Source organism: Paraglaciecola sp. L3A3, from assembly GCF_009796765.1.
GTDB lineage: Bacteria > Pseudomonadota > Gammaproteobacteria > Enterobacterales > Alteromonadaceae > Paraglaciecola.
In genome coordinates, this window is sequence record NZ_CP047023.1 from 1,065,598 (window position 1) to 1,088,371 (window position 22,774).

The 22,774-nt window shown below is 37.1% G+C and carries 12 protein-coding genes; 3 read left to right on the forward strand and 9 right to left on the reverse strand.

The window, feature by feature from the left end; genetic code table 11:
- Positions 1 to 331: 331 nt before the first annotated feature.
- The 7 genes from GQR87_RS04510 to GQR87_RS04540 all read right to left on the reverse strand — a co-directional run bounded on the left by GQR87_RS04510 (position 332) and on the right by GQR87_RS04540 (position 12,326).
- Positions 332 to 895: a hypothetical protein gene (locus GQR87_RS04510; protein WP_158966972.1), complete on the reverse strand. Its 564-nt coding sequence runs from the start codon at positions 893 to 895 to the stop codon at positions 332 to 334.
- 323 nt (positions 896 to 1,218) lie between these two features.
- A complete protein-coding gene (locus GQR87_RS04515; protein ID WP_158966974.1) occupies positions 1,219 to 1,920 on the reverse strand; it encodes a hypothetical protein in 702 nt (233 codons plus the stop codon).
- A 67-nt stretch (positions 1,921 to 1,987) separates the two neighbouring features.
- Positions 1,988 to 3,367 (reverse strand): acylneuraminate cytidylyltransferase, encoded by a 1,380-nt coding sequence (locus tag GQR87_RS04520; protein ID WP_158966976.1) that lies wholly within the window; start codon positions 3,365 to 3,367, stop codon positions 1,988 to 1,990.
- Positions 3,364 to 6,252, reverse strand: a complete 2,889-nt coding sequence (locus GQR87_RS04525) for a hypothetical protein (RefSeq protein WP_158966978.1) — start codon at positions 6,250 to 6,252, stop codon at positions 3,364 to 3,366. The genes GQR87_RS04520 and GQR87_RS04525 overlap by 4 nt, the downstream gene beginning before the upstream one ends.
- Before the next feature lie 464 nt (positions 6,253 to 6,716).
- Complete coding sequence (locus tag GQR87_RS04530) at positions 6,717 to 7,598, reverse strand: hypothetical protein (protein ID WP_158966980.1); 882 nt, start codon at positions 7,596 to 7,598, stop codon at positions 6,717 to 6,719.
- 68 nt (positions 7,599 to 7,666) lie between these two features.
- On the reverse strand, positions 7,667 to 10,105 hold the full coding sequence (locus GQR87_RS04535) for an FkbM family methyltransferase (protein ID WP_158966982.1): 2,439 nt from the start codon (positions 10,103 to 10,105) through the stop codon (positions 7,667 to 7,669).
- 25 nt (positions 10,106 to 10,130) lie between these two features.
- Positions 10,131 to 12,326 (reverse strand): hypothetical protein, encoded by a 2,196-nt coding sequence (locus GQR87_RS04540; protein WP_158966984.1) that lies wholly within the window; start codon positions 12,324 to 12,326, stop codon positions 10,131 to 10,133.
- Between the two features lie 419 nt (positions 12,327 to 12,745).
- Here GQR87_RS04540 and GQR87_RS04545 point away from each other — a divergent pair, with 419 nt between their 5' ends.
- Positions 12,746 to 13,213 carry a hypothetical protein gene (locus GQR87_RS04545; RefSeq protein WP_158966986.1) on the forward strand — a complete coding sequence of 156 codons (468 nt, stop codon included), beginning with the start codon at positions 12,746 to 12,748 and terminating at the stop codon, positions 13,211 to 13,213.
- A 448-nt stretch (positions 13,214 to 13,661) separates the two neighbouring features.
- On the opposite strand, the gene GQR87_RS04550 is transcribed toward GQR87_RS04545, so the two are convergent.
- Positions 13,662 to 14,873, reverse strand: a complete 1,212-nt coding sequence (locus GQR87_RS04550) for a hypothetical protein (protein WP_158966988.1) — start codon at positions 14,871 to 14,873, stop codon at positions 13,662 to 13,664.
- 524 nt (positions 14,874 to 15,397) lie between these two features.
- On the reverse strand, positions 15,398 to 16,357 hold the full coding sequence (locus tag GQR87_RS04555; RefSeq protein ID WP_158966990.1) for a hypothetical protein: 960 nt from the start codon (positions 16,355 to 16,357) through the stop codon (positions 15,398 to 15,400).
- Positions 16,358 to 17,082: 725 nt separating this feature from the next.
- Here GQR87_RS04555 and GQR87_RS04560 point away from each other — a divergent pair.
- The gene (locus GQR87_RS04560) at positions 17,083 to 17,247 is read left to right on the forward strand and encodes a hypothetical protein (RefSeq protein ID WP_158966992.1); all 165 of its coding nucleotides are present in this window, start codon (positions 17,083 to 17,085) and stop codon (positions 17,245 to 17,247) included.
- A gap of 90 nt (positions 17,248 to 17,337) precedes the next feature.
- The gene (locus GQR87_RS04565; RefSeq protein WP_158966994.1) at positions 17,338 to 22,749 is read left to right on the forward strand and encodes a VCBS repeat-containing protein; all 5,412 of its coding nucleotides are present in this window, start codon (positions 17,338 to 17,340) and stop codon (positions 22,747 to 22,749) included.
- Positions 22,750 to 22,774: the final 25 nt, after the last annotated feature.

A 22,774-nucleotide genomic window follows, 5' to 3' on the forward strand; every position in this document is an offset into this window, starting at 1 on the left:
CACAAATATTTCCATTATTGACTACACGTTCATTTAGTGATTATGGGCACATTTTAATTAAGGGTGTCTAGATAACCGTTTATTGTTGAAGCGACCTACAGTCAGAGTTTGCCTGATTGGCTTGGCAGTCATGCCAGAGCCTTCAACTTCTGCAAGACGAAAGTAACGCGGCTCGACTTTTATCGCAATATTGACACCGGCTGACTTATGGGCGACGCCATTGATTTGCTATCCTAAATGAAACGCCCTGTGTGGAGCCGCATTCAGGGTGTTGTGGGGGCTGGGGTTAGATACCTCCGGCCACCCGATTAACGCTTTATTAGAATATATTTCAAAGCTCTTCAGTTATAGATTCGAATCGTGAGATGCAGAGATTATATACATATATATCTAAGGCAGCTTTTTCCATGAACTTTTCTTGCAATTCTTTATCGATAAAGTCGTCCTCAGACTTAGTCGCGTTTAATGTCCCCACGGTTTTCGGTTCTTTTCCAATTTCTAATGCAATTAACTTGGCCGCCAAGTCAATTTTATCGAGAGGAGCGATAAACCAATATTTATCCATGACGTTTTCTGCATCAGATTTACTTTCGATACCCAAAGTGCTTGAAAGGTAATTTGCTCTGCCCAATAATAGCCTTTCCTTGGTTTCTTTTGACATATTTTCATCATACCAGCCTCGCTTGACTCCAAATTTAACACCACTAATAGCAGTTTCTAATGGTTCTCTTAGAATAGAGAACTTTTTATGATTATATCTATCAAGCTCTGGATAACGTTGCCAGAGTCGTATTTCTTCGCTGTTATAGTGCCCAACAAGACAACTATTTTTATTTAGTTTTTCCAAATTTACAGGGCTGCTGATGTATTCTTTAAATTTTTCTGGGTGGGACACATTGTTTCCCACGTGATAGTCAGTATGTACATCAAACACTGATTCTAGGAATTTTCTGAAACTCGTGCCGCCACACTTTGGCATATGGTGAAATATATAAAACACTCTGTTCTTTCTCCTTTAAATTGCTCACAAAAGTCAATGTTTTTAACGTTGGTGCCAGTAGATTTTCTTAGTCGCGCTAACGCCCATAACTGGCTAAAATTATGGTCTAAAATGTGCGAGGTACTGGCGCAGCCCACAATTTTTAGTCCACGTTGATTTGCTTGTTAGCTGTATTACATTTCAATCAAGGCTAGATCATGACTGTTAAAACTCTGAAATTAATCAGGCACAAATTCGATTACCTCTAATGACGAAGATTCAATTATCGCTTTTATATAATCAGTGCTCTTTAGCTCAAAGCAGCTTAATATGCAATCATATAGGCTCCCAAGCTCTCTCAGCTTTTTAGCCACTTGATGATTCCATCCGGTGTTTTTGATGATTATTTTATGGATGTTCTCTTGTCTTTGGAACAGCTCCAGCTGAACCCTCTCTTTTTTGGAAAAGTCACCAAAAATGTAATAATTAATATTATCCGCAAAGCATCCTTCAAGTGACTCTATTTTCCATTCTTGAATTTCGTTGATATATTTATCCCACCTATCCTCTGTAGGAATAATCCTTTTTGATACACTATATTGAGGCACAAAGGCAACGACAGAATTAAATAGAAAATATTTCGATGCAACCACTGCTAAATAGCCACCCATAGAGTTTCCAAGTGCGTAAAGTTGTTTCTCTTTTATGTGCGGTTCTAATATCAATTTAATTTCATCAAAATTAATATTGTTCCCCCAAGACCTTTGTTTGTCTGTAATGAATATCGTAGTTGCTGATTGAGATATTCGATAAAATTCTTCTTTTTGAACATCTATACTGCCCATAGCGTGCCCAACACCAGTAAAACAAAAAACTACAATTTTTGAGGATGTGCTCTGTATTGTGACTTTCAATACATCGTTATCGAACAGTGTTTCCAACTAGTTTCTCCTGAACTTACATTTTGTACAGCTAAAGTATCATCAATCTGCTTGATCACTTCAACAATCAAACCTCTTTACTTTGAGCATTGCTAATTTCATACAAGTATTGACATAGAGATTTTGCATCACCAAACCAAACTTCATCTAACTCTGGTAATTCTTCATATCCCCAACTAGCATGAACAAAGTGAACAGCCGCTCTTTTAGCCGCTCTTTTATCGACGTCCATATCGCCAATGTAGATGGTCTCCTGAGGGTCACATCCGTTTAAACAGCAAGCTAATAATATTGGATCAGGGGCTGGTTTACCACGCTTTGATGGTAAATCCTCTGGCGATACTAAAACAATACCAGAATCCTTTCCAAACAAGCCTTCCACTATTTCCTCAGCCCTCTCTCGAGGTTTTGAAGTAACAATTGAGATAAGGTAACCATCTTTTTTAAGAACTTTGATAGCTTCCACTACTTCTGGATAAGATTTGATAGCGTCTTTATGCAGCCTTGTTTGGGCAGAATAACTTTTTGCCACAGAATCTATTTTTGTATCTGGTACACCAATCATTTTTAAAATGTCGTGTAAAGGCCTTCCAATATGTTTTTTGTATTCGTCAAAGCCTATTTCTAAATTGTACTCACCACCAACCGCACACCAACTCTTCTCCATTACTTCGATACTATCAATGATTACTCCGTCTAAATCGAATGAATAGTGCCTTATCTTTCCGTGAATCGCTTTTTCTTTAACAATATCTACAAAAAATCTATCGAAAGAAAGTGCCTTTTCTTTTTCGTCATAGCCAAGCATATGCTCCGCGAAAGCAAAATCTGAAGGATAGTCTATGTCTACAGCTTCTCGTCGATTTACTTCAATAAAAGCCGGCTTTTCACCAACCCTGCTTTTGGTTTTCTTGTATTTTTCTCTTTCAAAAATATAGAAGCCACTAGTTTCAGCAAAAACAGGCTGCAAATCTTGAGTTTGTGCCATTTTATTGGGTTCATAATTAAGTGGCTTTCCATTAAACCAAGCATATGTTCGCAGTTTTTCTACAGCTATGGCGCAATCGTAATCGTCACTTATTACAGCATGAATACCCTGTTTTAATGATTCAGCTTCCACAAAAGGTCCAGTAGGATGACACAATACGATGACATCATAATTAGACAGTTTTTGGATTGCATAATCAAAAAGCTGATTACCAGAAACATCGTCTCCATCAAGGTTTGCCGGTCTTGGGAGTAGTTTAGTTTTATCCGGAAGGAGCTTTATGATTTGGCTTTGACTTGTATAGCAGTAAACAGAATCTAACTCTTCAATCTGATGTAAAGTATCAAATATATAGTGTGCCAGCGGCCTGTTTCCTAAATTCAAAAAGTTTTTATTAGGCAACCTCCTAGAATTTAATTTTATTGGAACAAAAGCAGCAATTTTCTTTTTATTTATCATTTCCACGTCACCTGTTTTATCAACTTTTCCCAGCTATTTTTATTAAAATATTCGGTCATGCCAGTTATGTTAACTGTACGATCCGTGTTTGACTCTATATAACTAATAATTTTGTCAACTGCGTTGACATAGTTATTTTCACAAATAGAAATTCCACAGCCTGTAGTCTTAACAAACTCTTCCAGCCAAGTATTCTCAATTACACAACAATTAGCTCCGTTATATAAAGCATCAACCACTAAACCAGAAGTCCTAGATTTGAACCCGCTAGGCATATATGGGAGAACAATTAAATCGGCCTGTTTCAAAACTTGGTCAAATTCATTCTCACTAACACCGAGTTCGAGGTAATCGAGATTACTCTTTCTCTCTATTCCCTCGGAAGGCCGCACTAGACATCTATAGCCCTGCTTTGACAATTCTTCTGCTATTTCTATACCGTATTGATAACCTTTATCCTGGGTATTTACCCCTGGAAACAGAATTAAGTTACGGTTTTTTCGTGATTTTGATTCATCGGAGCTATATGATTTAACGCGCTTAGAGAAAAGCTCATCATCAAAGCCCGTAGCAGGGTGCGGCGCTATTTCTAGTGTCATACCGGTGTGTTGATAGACTAATTCCTGAACATAATTAGTGGGAGCAGTCAATTTTAACCTTGTAGCATTTGCGTTCAAGACACCACTTAGTTGCTTAAATCCATTAATATATTTATCTGTACCAGTATCTTTGATCATCTCCCAAAAAAGATTACAGGTTACATATGCGTTTCGAAATCTGGTTTCACTAAGAATTTTTCCTAACTGAATAGCGTGAAAAATACTTCCGGTATAAATATATATATAAGGGCGTTCTAAATTATGTAGGCTCTCAAGTGATTGAACTGTTCGTTCATAAAAATTATCTTCGTTTGTTTGTATAGTCCAAGTATTTCTATTGTAAACTTTTTTTATTTCAGTATTAGTTATCTGTTCTAATCCAACGTTCATATTTTCTCTAGCAACAAGGACTTTCCTCCAATTATCAATTGATTTGTGCCCAAGAAGATTGCATACATACCTATAATAATGACCCTGCATATCAACCATATCTGATTCTATAAAAACAAAAACGCCAGACTCTTGTGGTCGAACTTCTCTACTATTATTTATTGATTGCGGTTTAGACAACCATGTTTTGAGATGCACAATGCCAGATTTATCTATGATTGTTAAAACTGCACTTTCAACGTTAACTTGAAAGTTAGAATTTGAACGGTTACTGAGTATTACTCTTGTAACATTGTGCCTATGCTTGTAAATGTTACTAAATTCAATAACTGTTCTTTCATTCTTCTTAAGCTTGTATCTCTGAGGCTTTAAAGACTTCTCTCTTGTTGATGGAGATGTCCTATTCGGGGCAATAGAAAATTCAACTTCTTCATCAGTTTCACTGACTATAGTAAGCGCAAGCCTTATGCGACGAACGTCAATTAACCCATGATAAAGCAATAAAAATTTCTGATTAATCTTAGCGCCATCATTAAATAATAAATTATCGCTGAGATTTGATTCACCAGCAGAATTAATATTAATTGATTGATTGGTTTCTCTAGGCAATGAAGAGGAAATTTGATGACATACATTCCGTTCGAAAAAAAAGTCTTTCAAGCACATTTTAAACGTGTGCCAGAAATTAACATTGTTACCATCCAAGTTTATAAATACATTCTTATCGTAATTTAATATTTTTGTCTTTAGACTAGATTCAATGTCAATTTTATCTATATAGTCAACTATTCCATTTTCGCATTCTATTTCCCACTCAATTACCCCTCCCCACCGTATAACATTTGACAGGTTAAACTCTATCCAATCTTTTGTATCACTCTCAAAAAATGAGTTTTTTACAAAATAAGTAGGTTGGCGACCGTTTAGCGTAGCATTTAAATCCAATTCTGGGTCAATGATACAATCAGCGCTTGAATTTATTGGTTTACCTATGTAAAAACTGTCAACACTTGTCACATCAATATCTGTAGCTAAAATATACCCATACTGATTTTTTATTTCTGAGATTACTGCTTCTAATTGAAAGCCAGTCAAGTTTTCACCATCAATTTTTGAAGGGGAGTTCTCTTGGTTAATTAATCCCAATGTGGAGCATTTAGTGAACAGCCCCGAATAATCGTCATGGCTGTGAGAATATACCTCAATATTATTTAGATGCACCAAGTCGTAAATAGCCTTTCGAACTGCATCGGTATGTAGTTTAATGCCATTTTGTTTCGTATACCCTGCAACATTTGGTACCTGATAGCTATCACCTTTTTGTTGATAACCAGAGAAAAAATAATTTGGATTAAACTTAGGGCTACTTTTAAGTCGAAGTTCTAATGAATTTTCTGCGTCTACTCTTTCAGCCTCTTTTAGTAACTCTTCTCTAACTCCGTCAAATCCAATCAGACTTACTTTACCATACCCCATTTCCGCAGCTACCCTAAGTCCCCAAGCTCCAGTAGTGCGTGCTCCATCATCCGATAAAAACTTATAAGATTTATCCCCAATTATTTTCTCTACTATCACTACCTTTTCGTGAAATTCATATTCTGGATGAATTTCACTAAATGTTTTGCTTAAGAAAAACTTCTTAATCTTGGACTCGTTGATTAGTCTGATTATATCTTTAGCGTTGCTTTTCGTTACTACAGTATCAACTGAAATGTAGTAGGTAGGATATATCCCTGTAACATCCCAATATCGAAAAGCAGTATTCATGCCAATAAAATCAATATTATGCTGTTTAAGATAATCATAGTTTACTAACTTTGCTGAAGGTCCATTTCCAATAACTAAACAGAGTTTTTGTGGTTTTTTTTCATTTAATTTGTAGTTGTTCTCTTGCATATTTACTCTATTTTTATCTTTTATTCCATAATATAAGTGTTAGTAAGACCTTAATTTGAATACTGTCACTAATATTTTTGATTTAAGAAGATGGATGAAACTAGTCTTCTTTTATATAATCAGCAACCAAAGGCGCCATTTTTAATACTTGGTCAGCATTTTAACGCGGATCGCACTGTGTCTTATAAAAGTTCCTCACTACTAATTTTATACGCGCCCTCAGATACTCCATGTCTAACTTGCTTGTTATTTTCTTTGATTTTTCAAAAGTATCCAAAATAAGAGATTTTGATTCAATGACACACGAACCGCAATTAGAAACATATTTTTCCTTATAAATAAATTATGATTTTCTATTAAACATTAACTCGATAATATTACCAAAATAAAAGTAAGAAGATAAATACCATTAGAATATCAAATTTTAATGATTATACTTTTTCCAATAATTATTTCTCTTTGTTTTAATAATTAAATTTTTTAGCAATAAGATTATAGCTTCTTGATTCTTGAACTTCCTTTTGAAATTCAGCAGATAATTCACGCTGCGGCATTTCTGAGATAACTGAAGATGTTCTTCCACTCCCTCCTGTAACCTTAAACAAGTCGAATATATCGATAAAATAGCTAGAATATGGCAAATCAAGAGAGTTACACATTTGTTGCATAACGACACTAGGGTCTTTAACAAAATCCTCGTAACGATAAATATCACTTTTGTTATAAAATGTCGTCATTTCAATAAAACGTTGGCAATATTCTTCAAAACAAAAGGGCGTAAAATGCTTCCAGTTATTATTAACAAGTGATAAGTAAGAATCGACTGGGTTTCGTATTGTCACTATATTCTTAATTTGGAAGTGCGATTCTAACAACGAAAATAAGGCGGGTTTATCAGCAGTAGTAGATCCAACGCAAAAATCTGAATGAGTATGGTCGCGCAAGATAAGCTCACCTGCATATTGGCGAACATGGTCATTCGCCTTTGTAATATTACTTATGAATATCTTGTCAGCTAACTGTTCAATGTTAGGTATACTTGCCTGTTTACTTAAAGATATAACATCTGAGGGTAAATATTTCGCTCTTTCACCTCCTAGGTGTAAATTGGTATATGGATGTATCTCACTGAGTAAATAAATATTAGGCATTGCTGCAAAACATTGTGAGATTAACGTACCTCCACTGCAAGCAAAGTGGTGAATAATTCTCAATACCGGCTTGCTATTTTGATATTGCTTTTCGACGCTTAAACATTTATCTAAGAGAGAATTAGCTTGTGAAAAATCGAGCTTATTCCCCAAAGCTGTATGCGTATTCAAAGCAAGTTGTTTGTCAGCAGGCATTAACTTACTCTGGTCAATCATTTTAACAGCCTCAGTTAGAGACCGCTGTAGAGATTGAAGGGAAGTCTTCATCTCTTACCACCAGACTTGTTTTTAGTCTGCTCAACCCGCGACTTTTTCTCTGTTAGCGCCGAGTTTTTACCATTACTGATTTCAATATTTTCCAAATCAGAATACTCAACTTTAGTTTGTGTTACCTCATTGAGTTCAGGGTGTTTTTCTTGCAAGTGGGAATAATACTCTGCAGCTTGCTGCAATTTAACGCGTAATTCACCAACCAAGTCAACTAGTTGCTGCTCATTATCATGCTTGATATGGTATTTTTCACGTAAATCATCGAGATCAATTTGCGCTTTTGTTTGTAACTTCATTGCTAAATCAAAGGTATGTTGCCGATCAACCATTCGCTTTTCAAGCTCAAAGCTTTCTACTTTTAAGTTTTCTGCAAGTACCTTGTATTTGTCCAACTGTAAAACACTTTGATTAAGCTGCCCTTTTGTCGCAGCTAGCTCGTTATTTAATTCATTTATTTGTGTGTTAAAACTCTGAATTTGTTCACTTATACTTTGTTGTTGCTTCTCTAACATCTCTGTGGAACTGTGTTTTTCTTGCTTTAACGAAACAACTAAGGCTTCTAAATTTTGGATGTTTTCCTGTAACGACGCCAATTTTTTTCTTTCTTGATTAACGTCATTCTCTAGTGCTGTCTTTTCATTGTTAACGCTTCCAAGCGTCTCTTGCAATTGAACAACACTCTGATCTCGTTCTTTAAGTTGTTGTTGCGCCGTAACCTGGCTTTCTTCGAGCTTTTTATTTTGTTGCTGTTTTGAAACTAACTGATTTTTTATTGATTCAAGCTGTTGAGTAACTTCGCTTAATTCAGTTTGTGCTTTCGCAAGCGCTTGCTGTTTTTGATTGGCGCTTTGTTCTTGTTCATTATGCTTTTGTTGTAAAAACTCATTGTTTTCATGGAGCTTTTTATTATTTTGTTGTTTTTCTGCTAATTGATTTTTTATTGATTCAAGCTGTTGAGTAACTTCGCTTAATTCAGTTTGTGCTTTCGCAAGCGCTTGCTGTTTTTGATTGGCACTTTGTTCTTGTTCTTTCAGCCTTTGTTGTAAAGACACATTGTTTTCTTGAAGCTCTTGATTATTCTGTTGCTTTTCTTCTAACTGATTTTTTAATGACTCAAGCTGTTGAGTAACTTCGCTTAAATCAGTTTGTGCTTTCGCAAGCGCTTGCTGTTTTTGATTGGCGCTTTGTTCTTGTTCATTATGCTTTTGTTGTAAAAACTCATTGTTTTCATGGAGCTTTTTATTATTTTGTTGTTTTTCTGCTAATTGATTTTTTATTGATTCAAGCTGTTGAGTAACTTCGCTTAATTCAGTTTGTGCTTTCGCAAGCGCCTGTTGTTTTTGATTGGCGTTTTGTTCTTGTTCACTATGCTTTTGTTGTAAAAACTCATTGTTTTCATGGAGCTTTTTATTATTTTGTTGTTTTTCTGCTAATTGATTTTTTATTGATTCAAGCTGTTGAGTAACTTCGCTTAATTCAGTTTGTGCTTTCGTCAACGCCTGTTGTTTTTGATTGGCGTTTTGTTCTTGTTCACTATGCTTTTGCTGTAAAAACTCATTGTCTTCATGGAGCTTTTTATTATTTTGTTGTTTTTCTGCTAACTGATTTTTTAATAATTCAAACTGTTGAGTAACTTCGCTTAATTCAGTTTGCGCTTTCGTCAACGCCTGTTGTTTTTGATTCGCACTTTGTTCCTGCTCATTATGCTTTTGCTGTAAAGCAACATGTGTTTCTTGGGTAGACTGTAACTGAGAGGTTAACTCGGAGATTAATTGTTGTTGCTGCTGTTTCTCAGACGTTTGATGCCAATTGGCGCTTCGTACCGTTAGTAAATTAATATAAGGAGGGAGTGACTCTGGCACATTTACCCATGGGATTTTTTGCTCTGAGTAATGTTGATAAATGTCATTAGCCTGCTCCTCGTTATTATAAAGCCCTTGGCTCGCTGTTCGAACAATTAAACAGTTAAATATTTTATTCTCTAATTGTTTTAATAGCGGAAACTCCAACCCGTTAACATTCAATACTAATAAATTGGCTTTTTCTGGATCTATGTTTAATTCTGAAATGAATGAAGGGAAACAAATTGACGATACTTTAGTGCTACTAAATGTGACCCCTGGTCTAATTTTTTTGATTTGTTTAGGTTCACATACTGAACTAAATTCACTTATTGAGGCTTTGTAAAAAGTGACTTCTTTTTGCTCATGAGGTATTAGAGCTTTATTTTGCAAGTCTACATTTTTTAAGCCTAGGTTAGTAACAAGTTTCTCTAATTTTAAATAGGCGCTTGGATCTGGCTCTACTATTATTATTCGCCTAGCATTTAACTTTTTCAGCCATGAACCACTACTGACTTGTCCCCCGTTAGCAACGACAATCGTGTCAAAGTCATAGGTTAGGCCTGTTGTTAATGTTAATGTCTCACTCATATTTATCTCCTGCTAACAACGCGAGTTATTTAGTATTAAATGATTGAGTCATTGCAGTAAGTAACTGGTACCAATGTTCAATAGGCTGATTTAACTTGATATCGTTCAGTTTTAAGTTATGAATATTGGCCGCAATAAGGGGTAATAAAGTAGCTATGAAGTCACGGTTATTGGCAGATAGTGTTGACCACTCTGCTAAGTGGACGTTAGTTGGGGTAGGGGTAATATCTAACATTAACTTGGGTCCCCACTTATCATTTTGTTTGGGAGACCAATCAGGCAATGGTGCTTTCTTATTCTTTAATTCTCTGAATTCAAGGCTTCCCAACTTTGTGAAGTTTGTTGGATGAATTTTCTTGGCACCCACTTTAAACTCATAAATAGGGTAATGCGTTGAGCCTATTTTTAAATCTTTAATACGAATAGATAAATGTTCGTTATTTTGAGCCACCATATTTTGTAATAAAGTGACTTGGCCAAGTGAAGAAACAAGTACTTTTGCTGGTTTTGGTGCTGTTTCTTTTGCGCTTAGATCTCCAGGTGTTTGTAAGTCTTTTATTAGTTTTTGGATTTTACTAACCCAAGCATTAATGTCGATGTTTTTGCCTGGTCCAGAGCGAGTTATTTGTTGTGTCGTTAATTTAAGTACAATTTCGTTAAGTATTGATTTCAACAAAGCTTGGTCGCTATCGGGTAATTGTTTGTATGTATTTAGACCCGCTGCAGTATAAGGTGTAATAAGTGTGTAATCACTTACTTTGTTGTTACCAGATTTAATGAAAGTAGAAAGTGGGTACACTCGATTTTTATCGGCAGCTTGAAACTCAATATCAAGGATGTTTTTTCTGTCATTTAATATTAAGTTAAAGTTTGCCCAGCTCTTATCGAAATTTGTTATTTGTTCTAGTTTAAATACCGCGCGATAAAATGGTGCTTTATCAAATCCACCTGTGACAGTGCATTTTTGCGCAGTGAGTAGTTGCGGATATCGGGCCTGAACCTCTTTTTTAAAATTGAGCAACTCATTATTTTTTTCGGGTTCGGAAGTTTTAGATACTTTATTGTACTCTAGAAAATAGTGTTCAATTTCTTCCTGAAGTTGGGCTATTTGTAATAACAACAATTCTTTCTCAGATTTTATTTGTTCATTCGCCATCTGGTTTTCTTGGTCCTTTTTCTGGTGTTGTTTTTGTTCAGTTATTAACTTGTCGTTTGTTTCTTCAAGTAGCAATTGTAAGCTTTTTTTTGCTGTAAATGTGCTTTCCAACTCTTCTTTCAATTGATTGATTTGTAGGGTAAATATCTCGTTTTCATTGTTTTTTTGTTCGAGGAATTGTACTTTTTGATCTAATTTAGCTTTCGTTTCTTTTACTCTAATTTGCTCTGTTATTAATTGATTATTTGTGTCTTCAAACTGTTGTTGTAAGCTTTTTTTAACTTTGACTGTACTTTCTAATTGATTTTGTAGTGAATTATTTAACTCAGTTATTTTATCTAATTCATGGGTTTTATCGGTTAGGTTTTTTGTGAGCTGTTGTTGAGCGTTTTGTATTTCTTGTTGAAGTTTAGTTAACTCAATTATTTTTGAGTTTTTTTGTGCCATAGCCTCACTTGTTTGTTTTGTGGTTTCTGCGTGTTCTTTTTGTTGTTTGTCTAAAGATATTTTTAATGTGGCAGCAGAGCTTAGTTTTGTCCCTAGATCTGCAACAATTTGTGTGACGGGACGCAAGTTATCATGCTTATCAACGACAAAAGAGCTCCAATCTTCATGCTCTTGAGCGAGTTGAGGATCAGACAAAAGGATGCATTGTATCGATTCTTTCACACACTCACTTTGCGAAATTGCCATACCTTTTGCTTTAAATGTATCGGGATATAGAAGTAACAATTGACGGCATGCTTTAAAATACTGCTGCCATTCTTGAATTAGTGTTGTTATTTGCTCACTACTTGTGGGTTTATTGCCAAACTGTAGAGTTAAATAATCTGTCAAAGATGGAAGGATGAGTATAACCGAATTAGCGGTTCCATCACTCGGCTCTAATACTAAAATTTCAACATTCCCGTCAGGATGGTTAAGTAAAACATTGATATCAACTTTATCATCGTCATCACTGGACTGTGCATTTAACGAGAGCATACCGGGCTTGCCATCAGCATTTTTATTAATGAACGCGTTTAATATCACGGCATCAGGGCTGACGATTAGCTTGTTTTCCATGTAGGTTTTTCTCCAATCAATATGTGATTTCTGATAAAAGGTTAAAAGAAGCGAGTAATTCTTTTATAAAGTGAGTAAAGATTAAAAAAACGACAATTTTTATTTACACTACTTAATACCTTACTATAAATAATATTAACTATACCTGTTTGCAACGTTCCTTGCTATTTTCGATTTAGCTATTTTAGCGATATTTTTCAAAGATTTACTTATTTAAAAGCATAAATATCTTTTATTTCCGAAGTGAATAGGTGTTTGTTATGATTGAATTATATATCTAAAATAGTGTGTTGACTTTGGTTTAATACGTTTTAGCCGCTGTGAGGTCACTTAACTAGTCTATCTATTTTATTGTAAAGTCTTATTATACTTATAAGGCTAGGCTGTTGCTTTATTTAAACTAAATCGAAAGGTAAATTATGTTGTCTAAAAATAAAGGTTATGTTGTTGCCGTTTTGTTCGCGCTGGTATTATTAATTATTTGGCTACTAACGCCTAACCCAATTGAAGCGCCACTTAATAATCAGCCATTATCTATAACGCCTGTATTAGATACTTTACCTGAAGCGGAGCGTTCGAATTCACATCCAATTGAATTTGATAAACCATCTTACGAAGCTGTATCACAGCAAGTCGATAAGCCAAATAATAAAAAAGTACAGAATGTTATTTCAACTGAAGATCTCGCCCTGATAGCCGAGATTGATAAAGATATGCAATTGACTCTTCCTCCAGCAGGTGATCTTTCATATATGTCTCCTGAAAGCGAAACCCTTCAGCCAACTAACCCTGAGTTTCCTGTAAAAGAGCCAGAAAATAGCGAGGCTACGCTAGGACAAGAAGCTAATGAAAATCAACAGTTGGGTTCTCCATTTGAAGGGGAATAACACTTAAATAAATAATAATATATGGCTAGATTTAATCTGAAATAAAGCTCACGTTTTACAGGCTATGTATGAGACATCAGGACATGTTCATTAAATCTACAGCACGTTGTAAATAACCTGAATACTGGATAAGCCGAACCTCTCGATAACGCTCTTTTTGTGCCTAGCAGCGTTGGATTGTCTAGCAATAACACGTTATTACGTACGACAATCCGCCTTGCTATACACGAAAAATTTCGTCACCGAGTGAGCATTCAGGTGAGGTGATTTGGACGAACATTATTATGTTATTGAATTATATCGTTAAATTTATCTTGGGCGATACTTCTTATCCAGAACTCAGGTTAAATAGTGAGTTTGCTTAGTAGGCTAAGTTACTAGACAGACAAAAATATTACCTTCAGCTGAATTTAGCCAAATAGTCGATATTTGTTAACTTATATTCAGGTTAATTAGTATTTTCACAGCTTGTATTTCGATAGTAGTGCTGAACTATAGCCCATGCGGATTGTGTAATTGGTTGGTTTTGTTTAAATCCTGCAAATAATCCAAATGGTGTTCTTGGTCCATCCTTACTTGGATCTGCTAGGTAACGATCATTACCCACCACCCATAAAAATCCCGGTATTGAATTCTGTAAGCTGTTTTTATTAGTGCACAGCGTGCTTAAAAAGTAACTTTGGTAATACTCTTTTTGGTTTTGATATGACTCAATTAACTGACTTTGTTCAGTTTCAAGTTTAAAACCAAACTCATCTATCCACAGTGGTTTATTTATGCCAGATTCGCGATATATTTGTAGTGCATTGCTAATAACCTGCTGATGATAAGAGTTAGTATTTTTGACCTCTCCCTTTGGTAAATGTACATAAAGATTAAGTGTGACTACAGAGGCCGTAGGGATATTCTGTTTTACCCAGTCTAAATAGCTTTTTAAATCCTCAGAATTACGATAGGTAACAGTATCAAATGAATAATTTAAATGTTTTAGAGCTGGATCTGGATGATTATCGAAAAAATGAAAAATGCGTTTAATCCATTTAGCATGATAAGTCACACGGCTTGGTTGAACATCGCCGCCTAGCATGACCATGTTGATATTAGTCTTATTTATTTGGCTCAATATACTGTCAAAAAATTCTATATCATGCTCCGCATCAGCAAAGTTTTTTGATCCTCCGAGCACTATCTCTATATTAAAGTTAAATTCTGGGCGGGTAAGAAAAGCTAAAAAGTGGTTAATGGCCTCTATATGTGTTTTTGACATTTTCGGATATATCTGTTGTAAATCAAAATCACAACGATTTTTGTAGATCTCATAAAATCCTTTACCAATTAACAAACGAACCCAATTCACTCCAGATTGTTTTAGTTCATTCAAAGTATTAATAAATCTTTTTTCAACGCCAATTGTTGTGCCTTTGCAAGCGTTTTCACCGTGATAAAGTTTCTCAATAAGTTGTGGCAGATCTTCTTGGTCTCGGCCATTTAAATAGAATAAACTCACTCCTTTTACTGGTTCAGACAAAAAATTTGATGACGCACTTATATTTAAACTCTTTTGAGGAGCAGTTTTGAATTTATCTAACGTCTCAAAAGCCTTTGATTCTATAGTTACTGTAAAACTAATTATCAGCACAATGATGTAAAGTTTGATCATATAATTTACCTTGAATGGTAAGGAGGCACTAATTAATGTTAACTCTAAAGCGGCAAGAACAACTAGATTTATCGGAAACTACCAAAGTAGGTTGTTCTTCAATGAAAATAAAATCAAGGGATATCTTCAAAACCAATTAATTTTTACTGATTGTCAAGAAAATAACACTAAGTGGTTGAGTCTGTTTTAAAATTTGCTGGCTAGCGGCCGATTTTTTATATTTTAGCTTCTTGCTCAAAAAAAACTCAAGGTCAGGTAATTATTATAGATCGGGAGGGTTCCTTTTTGCATCTGATTTAATGCGTTTTTGGGTTTGTGCAAATTGTTCAAAGTAATAGTGGCTTAATGCAAGGCGCAGCATTGCAGAAGATTCTAGATTGTCTAAAAATTTTGTTAATTGATTAACCTTTTGTTTTAAAGGTCGCTATCAACGTTTATGTTTTCTTCATTTAATAGCCGTAAACAGGCTAATGACTTCATCGTTTGGCGTTAAATTACCTCTTAGTGTATCCCATTGAATAATTTTAATTGCTTTGTGATTGGTCTAACAAATTTCGACCTTTCATATAATCCAACATCGACAATTGGTTTGTTGTTTCGCTAAATTTTGAGGAATAATTAGGTAGGACACCAGTTTCAAATTCAATAGTAGAAACCAGATCTTCAATGAATAATAATTCATCTAGCTCGATATAAGAACGTCTGACGGATATTGCCCAAACATTGTGCACATCGTTATCTGAATATAAAAATGCTGTGGTGCTAACAAAACCACCAAATTCAGTCGTTTCTAATTTTAGAAAAAAATCAGCTTGTAATTCATTAAGGATATCCCTGGGTAACAACTCTGAATCGAGTGTTTTGCTAAATTGAGAGTAGTCAGAAAATGTATAATTGTTTTGCAATGTTTTTTTTAACGTTGGAATGCTTAATAATTCTCTACTTTTCTCATCAGCATCAATGACCAATGAGAACATTCCCAATGTAGGTTTTTTGTTGGCGAACTTACCAGAGATACTTTTAACAATTTGCATGTTTGAGCTTGTGTTTAATACATTGACAGTAATTATGGTTGTAATTACCCCGATTAAAACTACTAGAATCAGCAGTAATAGAGAACGAAAATTCAACGCTGGTTGTGTTGCAGGGATACTTTCAATTGGTGCAGTTTTTTCAATTTTTGATTCGTTTTCTGTAATTGTATATTCTCGTTTTTGTTCTTCCGCTGATTTGTATAGTGTATACGCTTCAACTTCTAATATATTGGCTACACGTTGAATAGAGGAAGGAGCAACAAGAAGCTCTCTAAATACTTTGCTGACAACGTCTTTAGGAATTGAATCAAGGTTTTCTTTATCGGCAATTGCTTCAGCTAGGGATGCTTGGGTTTTGTAACCAGCTCTAGCCATTGCTTCTTCTAGCTTAACTCGAGAAGCGCGTATCCCTCGCTTTCGTTTACGCGGTGAATTCTCACTCACAGCCATAGTGGGTTCCTTTTTGCTTGTCGATATAGACAGGGTAGATAAATAACCATATTATCCATCGTGCTTTTACTCTGTAAAAAATATACAACATTCAAATGTTTATTACTATTACAGAGTATCTTTTAAAGCCGTTTAAGTGGCGTTTTTTTTACACTGAAACGACTTTAATAACCGATAAATTTAGTTACTTAAGTTTTGGCGTACGAGCAAATTATTTACGATTACCCCCTTAATTACGCTTAAATGCCGTTAACTGCATATAGCTGTCGATTGAATCTGTACGAACATTATGCAACTCTTTGATATCAAAAATATATAACGCCAAATGAGATCTAGAAAAATGGAAGCTTACAAATTCTTTAACTCTCTAAACAAAAGTTGGTGTTTTATATGGTGTTATTTTTACTATCGGCGATGTGTAACAGAAGCTCAATATCGGTTAATTCTAAACTGGAAAACTAATAGGGGCTAATTATCACCGTTTGTTATGGGACTTGTTTAAAGGCGCTCCCCTAATACGTCATGTAGTCGTAACAAAAAGCAGCAATAATCTTTCAATGGTTGGCAAGCCGACAATGTTGCATGACTTTTTAGATAATTTGTTTTTCATATTGATATTAGACCGAGGGGTTGGATTCCGACGCAGTCCATGGTTGCGATTTGAGCTATGGAAGTAACCGCGGCAATGCAAAACTTAGTGTTAGATATGGGGTGACGGCATTTTGATGAAAGCAACTATAACTATAGATAGTACCTGTGATGGTAATGTGTTGAGTAATGAAGCCTTAGCTTCATTTAAAATGGGTAGTTCTTTTATAGTTCACGCCTCAAAAATTATTGATGATGCATTACATTTAAAATTTGAGCATCATCATTTATACAGTAGTTAAAGTAGTACAGTAGTTAAAGTAATCTTGGTTTAAAGTTAATTAGTTGAAAGTAACTTTTTAAATCGTTGTCCCTAATGAGGAAAGGATCAAATGAAATACGTTAATAAAGATATTAAGACATTCTGTAATAAAGTGTCTTGGTTATTGGTTGTTGGATTGTTAACCATGCTCAGTAGCGTAGCACAAGCTATTACGCTTGAAGTCACCAGTGATGGTGATCACATACGTAAAAACACCTACCAGTATTATAAAATTATAGTGAGTAATACGGACAGTGTTACCCGCGGGAATGTTGTTGTTACAACCTCAGTTCCAACTGGAACAACCTTTTATAAATCGGCATCTTTGCCACAATCTAGCAACTGCAACAACAATTGTTCATCGGGTAATTTTCCGCAGTGGATTTTAGGCGATCTGGCTGCAGGTGAGACCAGAGTTATTATCGCCCCACTTTATATTAATTCTAATGCAGCGGAGGGGCTTGTTACGATGACGACATCCGTTGTGTATGATGGTATTTCATCGGCTATTAGCAAAGATCAATCTTTGACTATTGATATTGATGCACCTGCTGCACTTAGCGTGACGGCCAAACATCAACAGATACTTGCAGGCGAAGAAATAGATTTTGAAATTAGCTTTGGCAATGTTGGTAACAGTGGCTGGGTAAGTACTGAGCTAAAAGCCAGTTTGCCAGCTGGCACAAGTTTTGTTTCTGCCTCTGATGGCGCCACTTTAGTCGGTAGTGAAATCGTATGGGACTCAGTGGTAACCAATGTTGGTACCAGCAGCAAACGTTTTTTTACAGTGAAAGCATCCAACTCAGCCTCGCAAGGTACCATTTATACTTCTTTAGCAACGCTGTCTAATAATTCAAACGTCTTAACCTCTGTGACTGACAGTGTCATCGTAAAAAATAATACGGATTTAACGCTTGATGTCACCGTTACAGGCGACACACGCACGCCGGGACAATATTTGTATTACCGTTATGTAGTCGCCAATAAAGGTGCGCTAACGATGGCCGATGTACAGTTGAATGTGATGATGGCTGCGTCATCTCGATTCAGTGAAAGTGCTTCTTTACCCACTATTACTAATTGTTCTTCAATTTATTGTAGAGTAGGTGAGTGGGGAACATTGACCATAGGGCAGCTGGATGCAGGAGAATCCCAAGTGTTGCTCATCCCTATTTATGATAATAATCCAGTTGATGGTGCTCCTTGGGTGAGTCATGCAGTCGTTAGCGAAAGTAGTGGTAGCTATACGGTAGGCACAAAACCTACTGTACTGTATGACGACTCATTAGGGTTAATGATGTCGATTACCTCAGATAAGCAGGTAGTGGCAGCACAAGAAAATCACCGTTATGAAATAAGCTATGGCAACGTTTCTGGCAGTGCAATTCAGAATTTAGAATTGGAAGTAGCGCTAGCTGATGGCGTGTCATTTGTCAAAGCCAGTGATGGTGGCAGTTATGCCGACGGGGTGGTGAGTTGGACATTAGATACCTTAAATAGTGGTGTAAGTGGCAAACGTTATGTCACTGTTACGGCCCCATCGGGGTTGGCAGACGGTAACGTGTTGGTTAGCGAAGCTCAAATGAACAACGGTGGGCCTTCTTTGGTCAGAGCCTCAGAAAGTGTGGTAATTAAGGCTGGAGTTGATTTAACTCTGGATGTCACCGTTACAGGCGACACACGCACGCCGGGACAATATTTGTATTACCGTTATGTAGTCGCCAATAAAGGTGCGCTAACGATGACCGATGTACAGTTGAATGTGATGATGGCTGCGTCATCTCGATTCAGTGAAAGTGCTTCTTTACCCACTATTACTAATTGTTCTTCAATTTATTGTGGAGGAGGTGAGTGGGGAACATTGACCATAGGGCAGCTGGATGCAGGAGAATCCCAAGTGTTGCTCATCCCTATTTATGATAATAATCCAGTTGATGGTGCTCCTTGGGTGAGTCATGCAGTCGTTAGCGAAAGTAGTGGTAGCTATACGGTAGGCACAAAACCTACTGTACTGTATGACGACTCATTAGGGTTAATGATGTCGATTACCTCAGATAAGCAGGTAGTGGCAGCACAAGAAAATCACCGTTATGAAATAAGCTATGGCAACGTTTCTGGCAGTGCAATTCAGAATTTAGAATTGGAAGTAGCGCTAGCTGATGGCGTGTCATTTGTCAAAGCCAGTGATGGTGGCAGTTATGCCGACGGGGTGGTGAGTTGGACATTAGATACCTTAAATAGTGGTGTAAGTGGCAAACGTTATGTCACTGTTACGGCCCCATCGGGGTTGGCAGACGGTAACGTGTTGGTTAGCGAAGCTCAAATGAACAACGGTGGGCCTTCTTTGGTCAGAGCCTCAGAAAGTGTGGTAATTAAGGCTGGAGTTGATTTAACTCTGGATGTCACCGTTACAGGCGACACACGCACGCCGGGACAATATTTGTATTACCGTTATGTAGTCGCCAATAAAGGTGCGCTAACGATGACCGATGTACAGTTGAATGTGATGATGGCTGCGTCATCTCGATTCAGTGAAAGTGCTTCTTTACCCACTATTACTAATTGTTCTTCAATTTATTGTGGAGGAGGTGAGTGGGGAACATTGACCATAGGGCAGCTGGATGCAGGAGAATCCCAAGTGTTGCTCATCCCTATTTATGATAATAATCCAGTTGATGGTGCTCCTTGGGTGAGTCATGCAGTCGTTAGCGAAAGTAGTGGTAGCTATACGGTAGGCACAAAACCTACTGTACTGTATGACGACTCATTAGGGTTAATGATGTCGATTACCTCAGATAAGCAGGTAGTGGCAGCACAAGAAAATCACCGTTATGAAATAAGCTATGGCAACGTTTCTGGCAGTGCAATTCAGAATTTAGAATTGGAAGTAGCGCTAGCTGATGGCGTGTCATTTGTCAAAGCCAGTGATGGCGGCACTTTCGCAGATGGTGTGGTGAGTTGGGGTATTAATACACTCAACAGTGGTACCAGTGGTAAACGTTACGTTACGGTCACTGCTCCTGACGGAATAGCGGACGGCATGGTACTAGTCAGCGAAGCTCAAATGAACAACGGTGGGCCTTCTTTGGTCAGAGCTTCAGAAAGTGTGGTAATTAAGGCTGGAGTTGATTTAACTCTAGATGTAACTGTCACTGGAGACTTTAAACCTAATTCTGATTATCTCTATTATCGTTATGTAGTGGCAAACAAGGGCAGTTTATCTCTAACCGATGTACAGTTGAATGTGATGATGGCTGCGGCATCTCGATTCAGTGAAAGTGCTTCTTTACCCACTATTGCTAATTGTTCTTCAATTTATTGTGGAGGAGGCGAATGGGGCACATTAACCATTGGACAACTTGATGCAGGAGAATCCAGAGTGTTGTTGATTCCTGTTTACGGTAATGATCCAGTCGATGGGGCTCCTTGGGTGAGTCATGCAGTCGTTAGCGAAAGTAGCGGTAGCTATGCTGTTGGCACAAAACCCACTGTGAGTTATGCTGCTAAAGCGTCTGTGAGTAATCCCCAGTTAGTATTAGAAGCAGATAAATATGCAATACAACCTAGCGAACAGCAAACCTTTAAACTAAGTTTAGGTAATATTACTGGAACGGCGCTTAAAAATGCATTGATGTCTTTTGAAGTTCCTGAGGGCTATCAATATGTATCCGCTTCAGGTTTGAAAGTTTTAGAAGGTAAAAAAATTCTTTGGCCTATTGGCAACTTGGATAATCAGCGTTGGATAGATGAAACTGTTACTTTAGAAGTGTTAAGCAGCGGAATACCCGGCCAGGTGTTGGTGGTTGAAGGTGAATTACGTGATGGCAATAATGAAAATTTAGTTGCGCGTGCATCAGTTTCCTCTGTCGTGCAAGCATCACAACGATTAAGCTTGAATGCTGGCGGTATTTTTATTTCCCCTTTAGTCGCTGGTAGCTCTATAAACGTAAATCTAGTTACGACCAATAGCAGCAGTATTCAATTAGCCGATGTCGATCTTTTGGTTATGGTACCCAATTATACTAGTGCGCCTGAATCCACTGCCGGTGTCGATAGTTGCAGCGGCTCTAGTTGTGAGGTTTATGAATGGGCGCACTGGGATCTGGGCAATCTTGATCCAACGCAATCGAAGAGCAATAGTATTTATCCTAAACTGTATACAGGCAATTCAGCGCCAGCAAGCGGGACAATTCTTAGTTCTAATATTGTGTTAACTCAAGGCTCGTTACCTAAAAATGATATAGCCTTAATTCGCAGTTGGGGAGTTGGCACCGAATTTGTAGTTAATACGACTCACGATAGTGATGGCGACTTGATCCCCGATTGGTGGGAAATGTTTTACTCAGTGCAGTTAGACCGCCTCAATAGCAGCGATGCTACTTTGGATTATGATGAAGATGGCCTAACTAACCTCGAGGAATACCAACGCAACACCAATATTGCAAATAGCGATACTGATGGAGATGGATTGTCTGATAGTGTCGAAGTAGAGATGGGTACCAGCCCTGTTCTTGCAGATACCGATGGAGATGGTCTTAATGACTTAGAAGACAAATATCCTACCGATTCAACTCGACCTAGAGTTCGCAACGACGTTAATGGCGATCGTAAATCTGACTTATTGTGGCGCAGTGAAGCGAAAGGTTGGAACTTCTTATGGGCGATGGATGGCGTGCAAACCGAATTCGCAAGCCCAATCAATGTAGTGCAAGACGATGGTTGGTTGATGGCCGGTCAGGGTGATTATGATGATGATGGCAAATCGGATATTTTCTGGCGCAATACCATAACCGGTCAAAACTTTATCTATTTGATGGACGGTTTAAACATCAAAGCCCGTAAAGTGCTGAACTATGTTGATGCCCCGCAGTGGGAGCTTGCCGGCAGTGGTGACTTTAATGGTGACGGTAAAGGGGATGTGATGTGGCGCCGGGTCGACCGAGGTGATACCTGGTTCTATATGATGGATGGCTTAAGTATAGGTACCAATCAACCGTCATTATGGGTAACCGACTTAAATTACAAGATAAGCGCGATAGGTGATATTAACGGCGATGGCACCGATGATGTGATATGGCGTCATCAAGTCACAGGTATCAACTACATCTGGATAATGGAAAATGGTCAGATAGCAAACCGTTACACCTTAAACTCAATTAACTCAGATTGGACGATAGCCGGGACTGGAGACTTAGATGGCGATGGTACGGATGACATTATCTTAAGAAACCAAGTAGACGGTCGTAACTGGGTTTATTTGATGGAAGATGGTCAAATCAAAACCAGCCAACTGATGAGTACGGTAGCAGATACTAACTGGCAAATTGCCAACATGGGTGATTATGACGGTGACGGTAAAACCGACATATTGTGGCGTGACGAAAGTGCAGGGCGCAATATCATCCACCTGATGGATGGCTTGACGATTAAAGATAAAGGGGTCCTTAGACCGACTGACAATACTTGGCAATTGGCTAAGTAGAAAACCAAATTAAATCCCGCTATAT

Excerpts from the sequence above, each read along its gene's own strand:
- GQR87_RS04535 (WP_158966982.1), bottom strand. The coding sequence starts at position 10,105 with ATGAGTGAGACATTAACATTAACAACAGGCCTAACCTATGACTTTGAC.
- GQR87_RS04550 (WP_158966988.1), bottom strand. The coding sequence starts at position 14,873 with ATGATCAAACTTTACATCATTGTGCTGATAATTAGTTTTACAGTAACT.
- GQR87_RS04540 (WP_158966984.1), bottom strand. The coding sequence starts at position 12,326 with ATGGAAAACAAGCTAATCGTCAGCCCTGATGCCGTGATATTAAACGCG.
- GQR87_RS04555 (WP_158966990.1), bottom strand. The coding sequence starts at position 16,357 with ATGGCTGTGAGTGAGAATTCACCGCGTAAACGAAAGCGAGGGATACGC.
- GQR87_RS04530 (WP_158966980.1), bottom strand. The coding sequence starts at position 7,598 with ATGCCTGCTGACAAACAACTTGCTTTGAATACGCATACAGCTTTGGGG.
- GQR87_RS04525 (WP_158966978.1), bottom strand. The coding sequence starts at position 6,252 with ATGCAAGAGAACAACTACAAATTAAATGAAAAAAAACCACAAAAACTC.
- GQR87_RS04565 (WP_158966994.1), top strand. The coding sequence starts at position 17,338 with ATGAAATACGTTAATAAAGATATTAAGACATTCTGTAATAAAGTGTCT.
- GQR87_RS04545 (WP_158966986.1), top strand. The coding sequence starts at position 12,746 with ATGTTGTCTAAAAATAAAGGTTATGTTGTTGCCGTTTTGTTCGCGCTG.
- GQR87_RS04560 (WP_158966992.1), top strand. The coding sequence starts at position 17,083 with ATGAAAGCAACTATAACTATAGATAGTACCTGTGATGGTAATGTGTTG.
- GQR87_RS04520 (WP_158966976.1), bottom strand. The coding sequence starts at position 3,367 with ATGATAAATAAAAAGAAAATTGCTGCTTTTGTTCCAATAAAATTAAAT.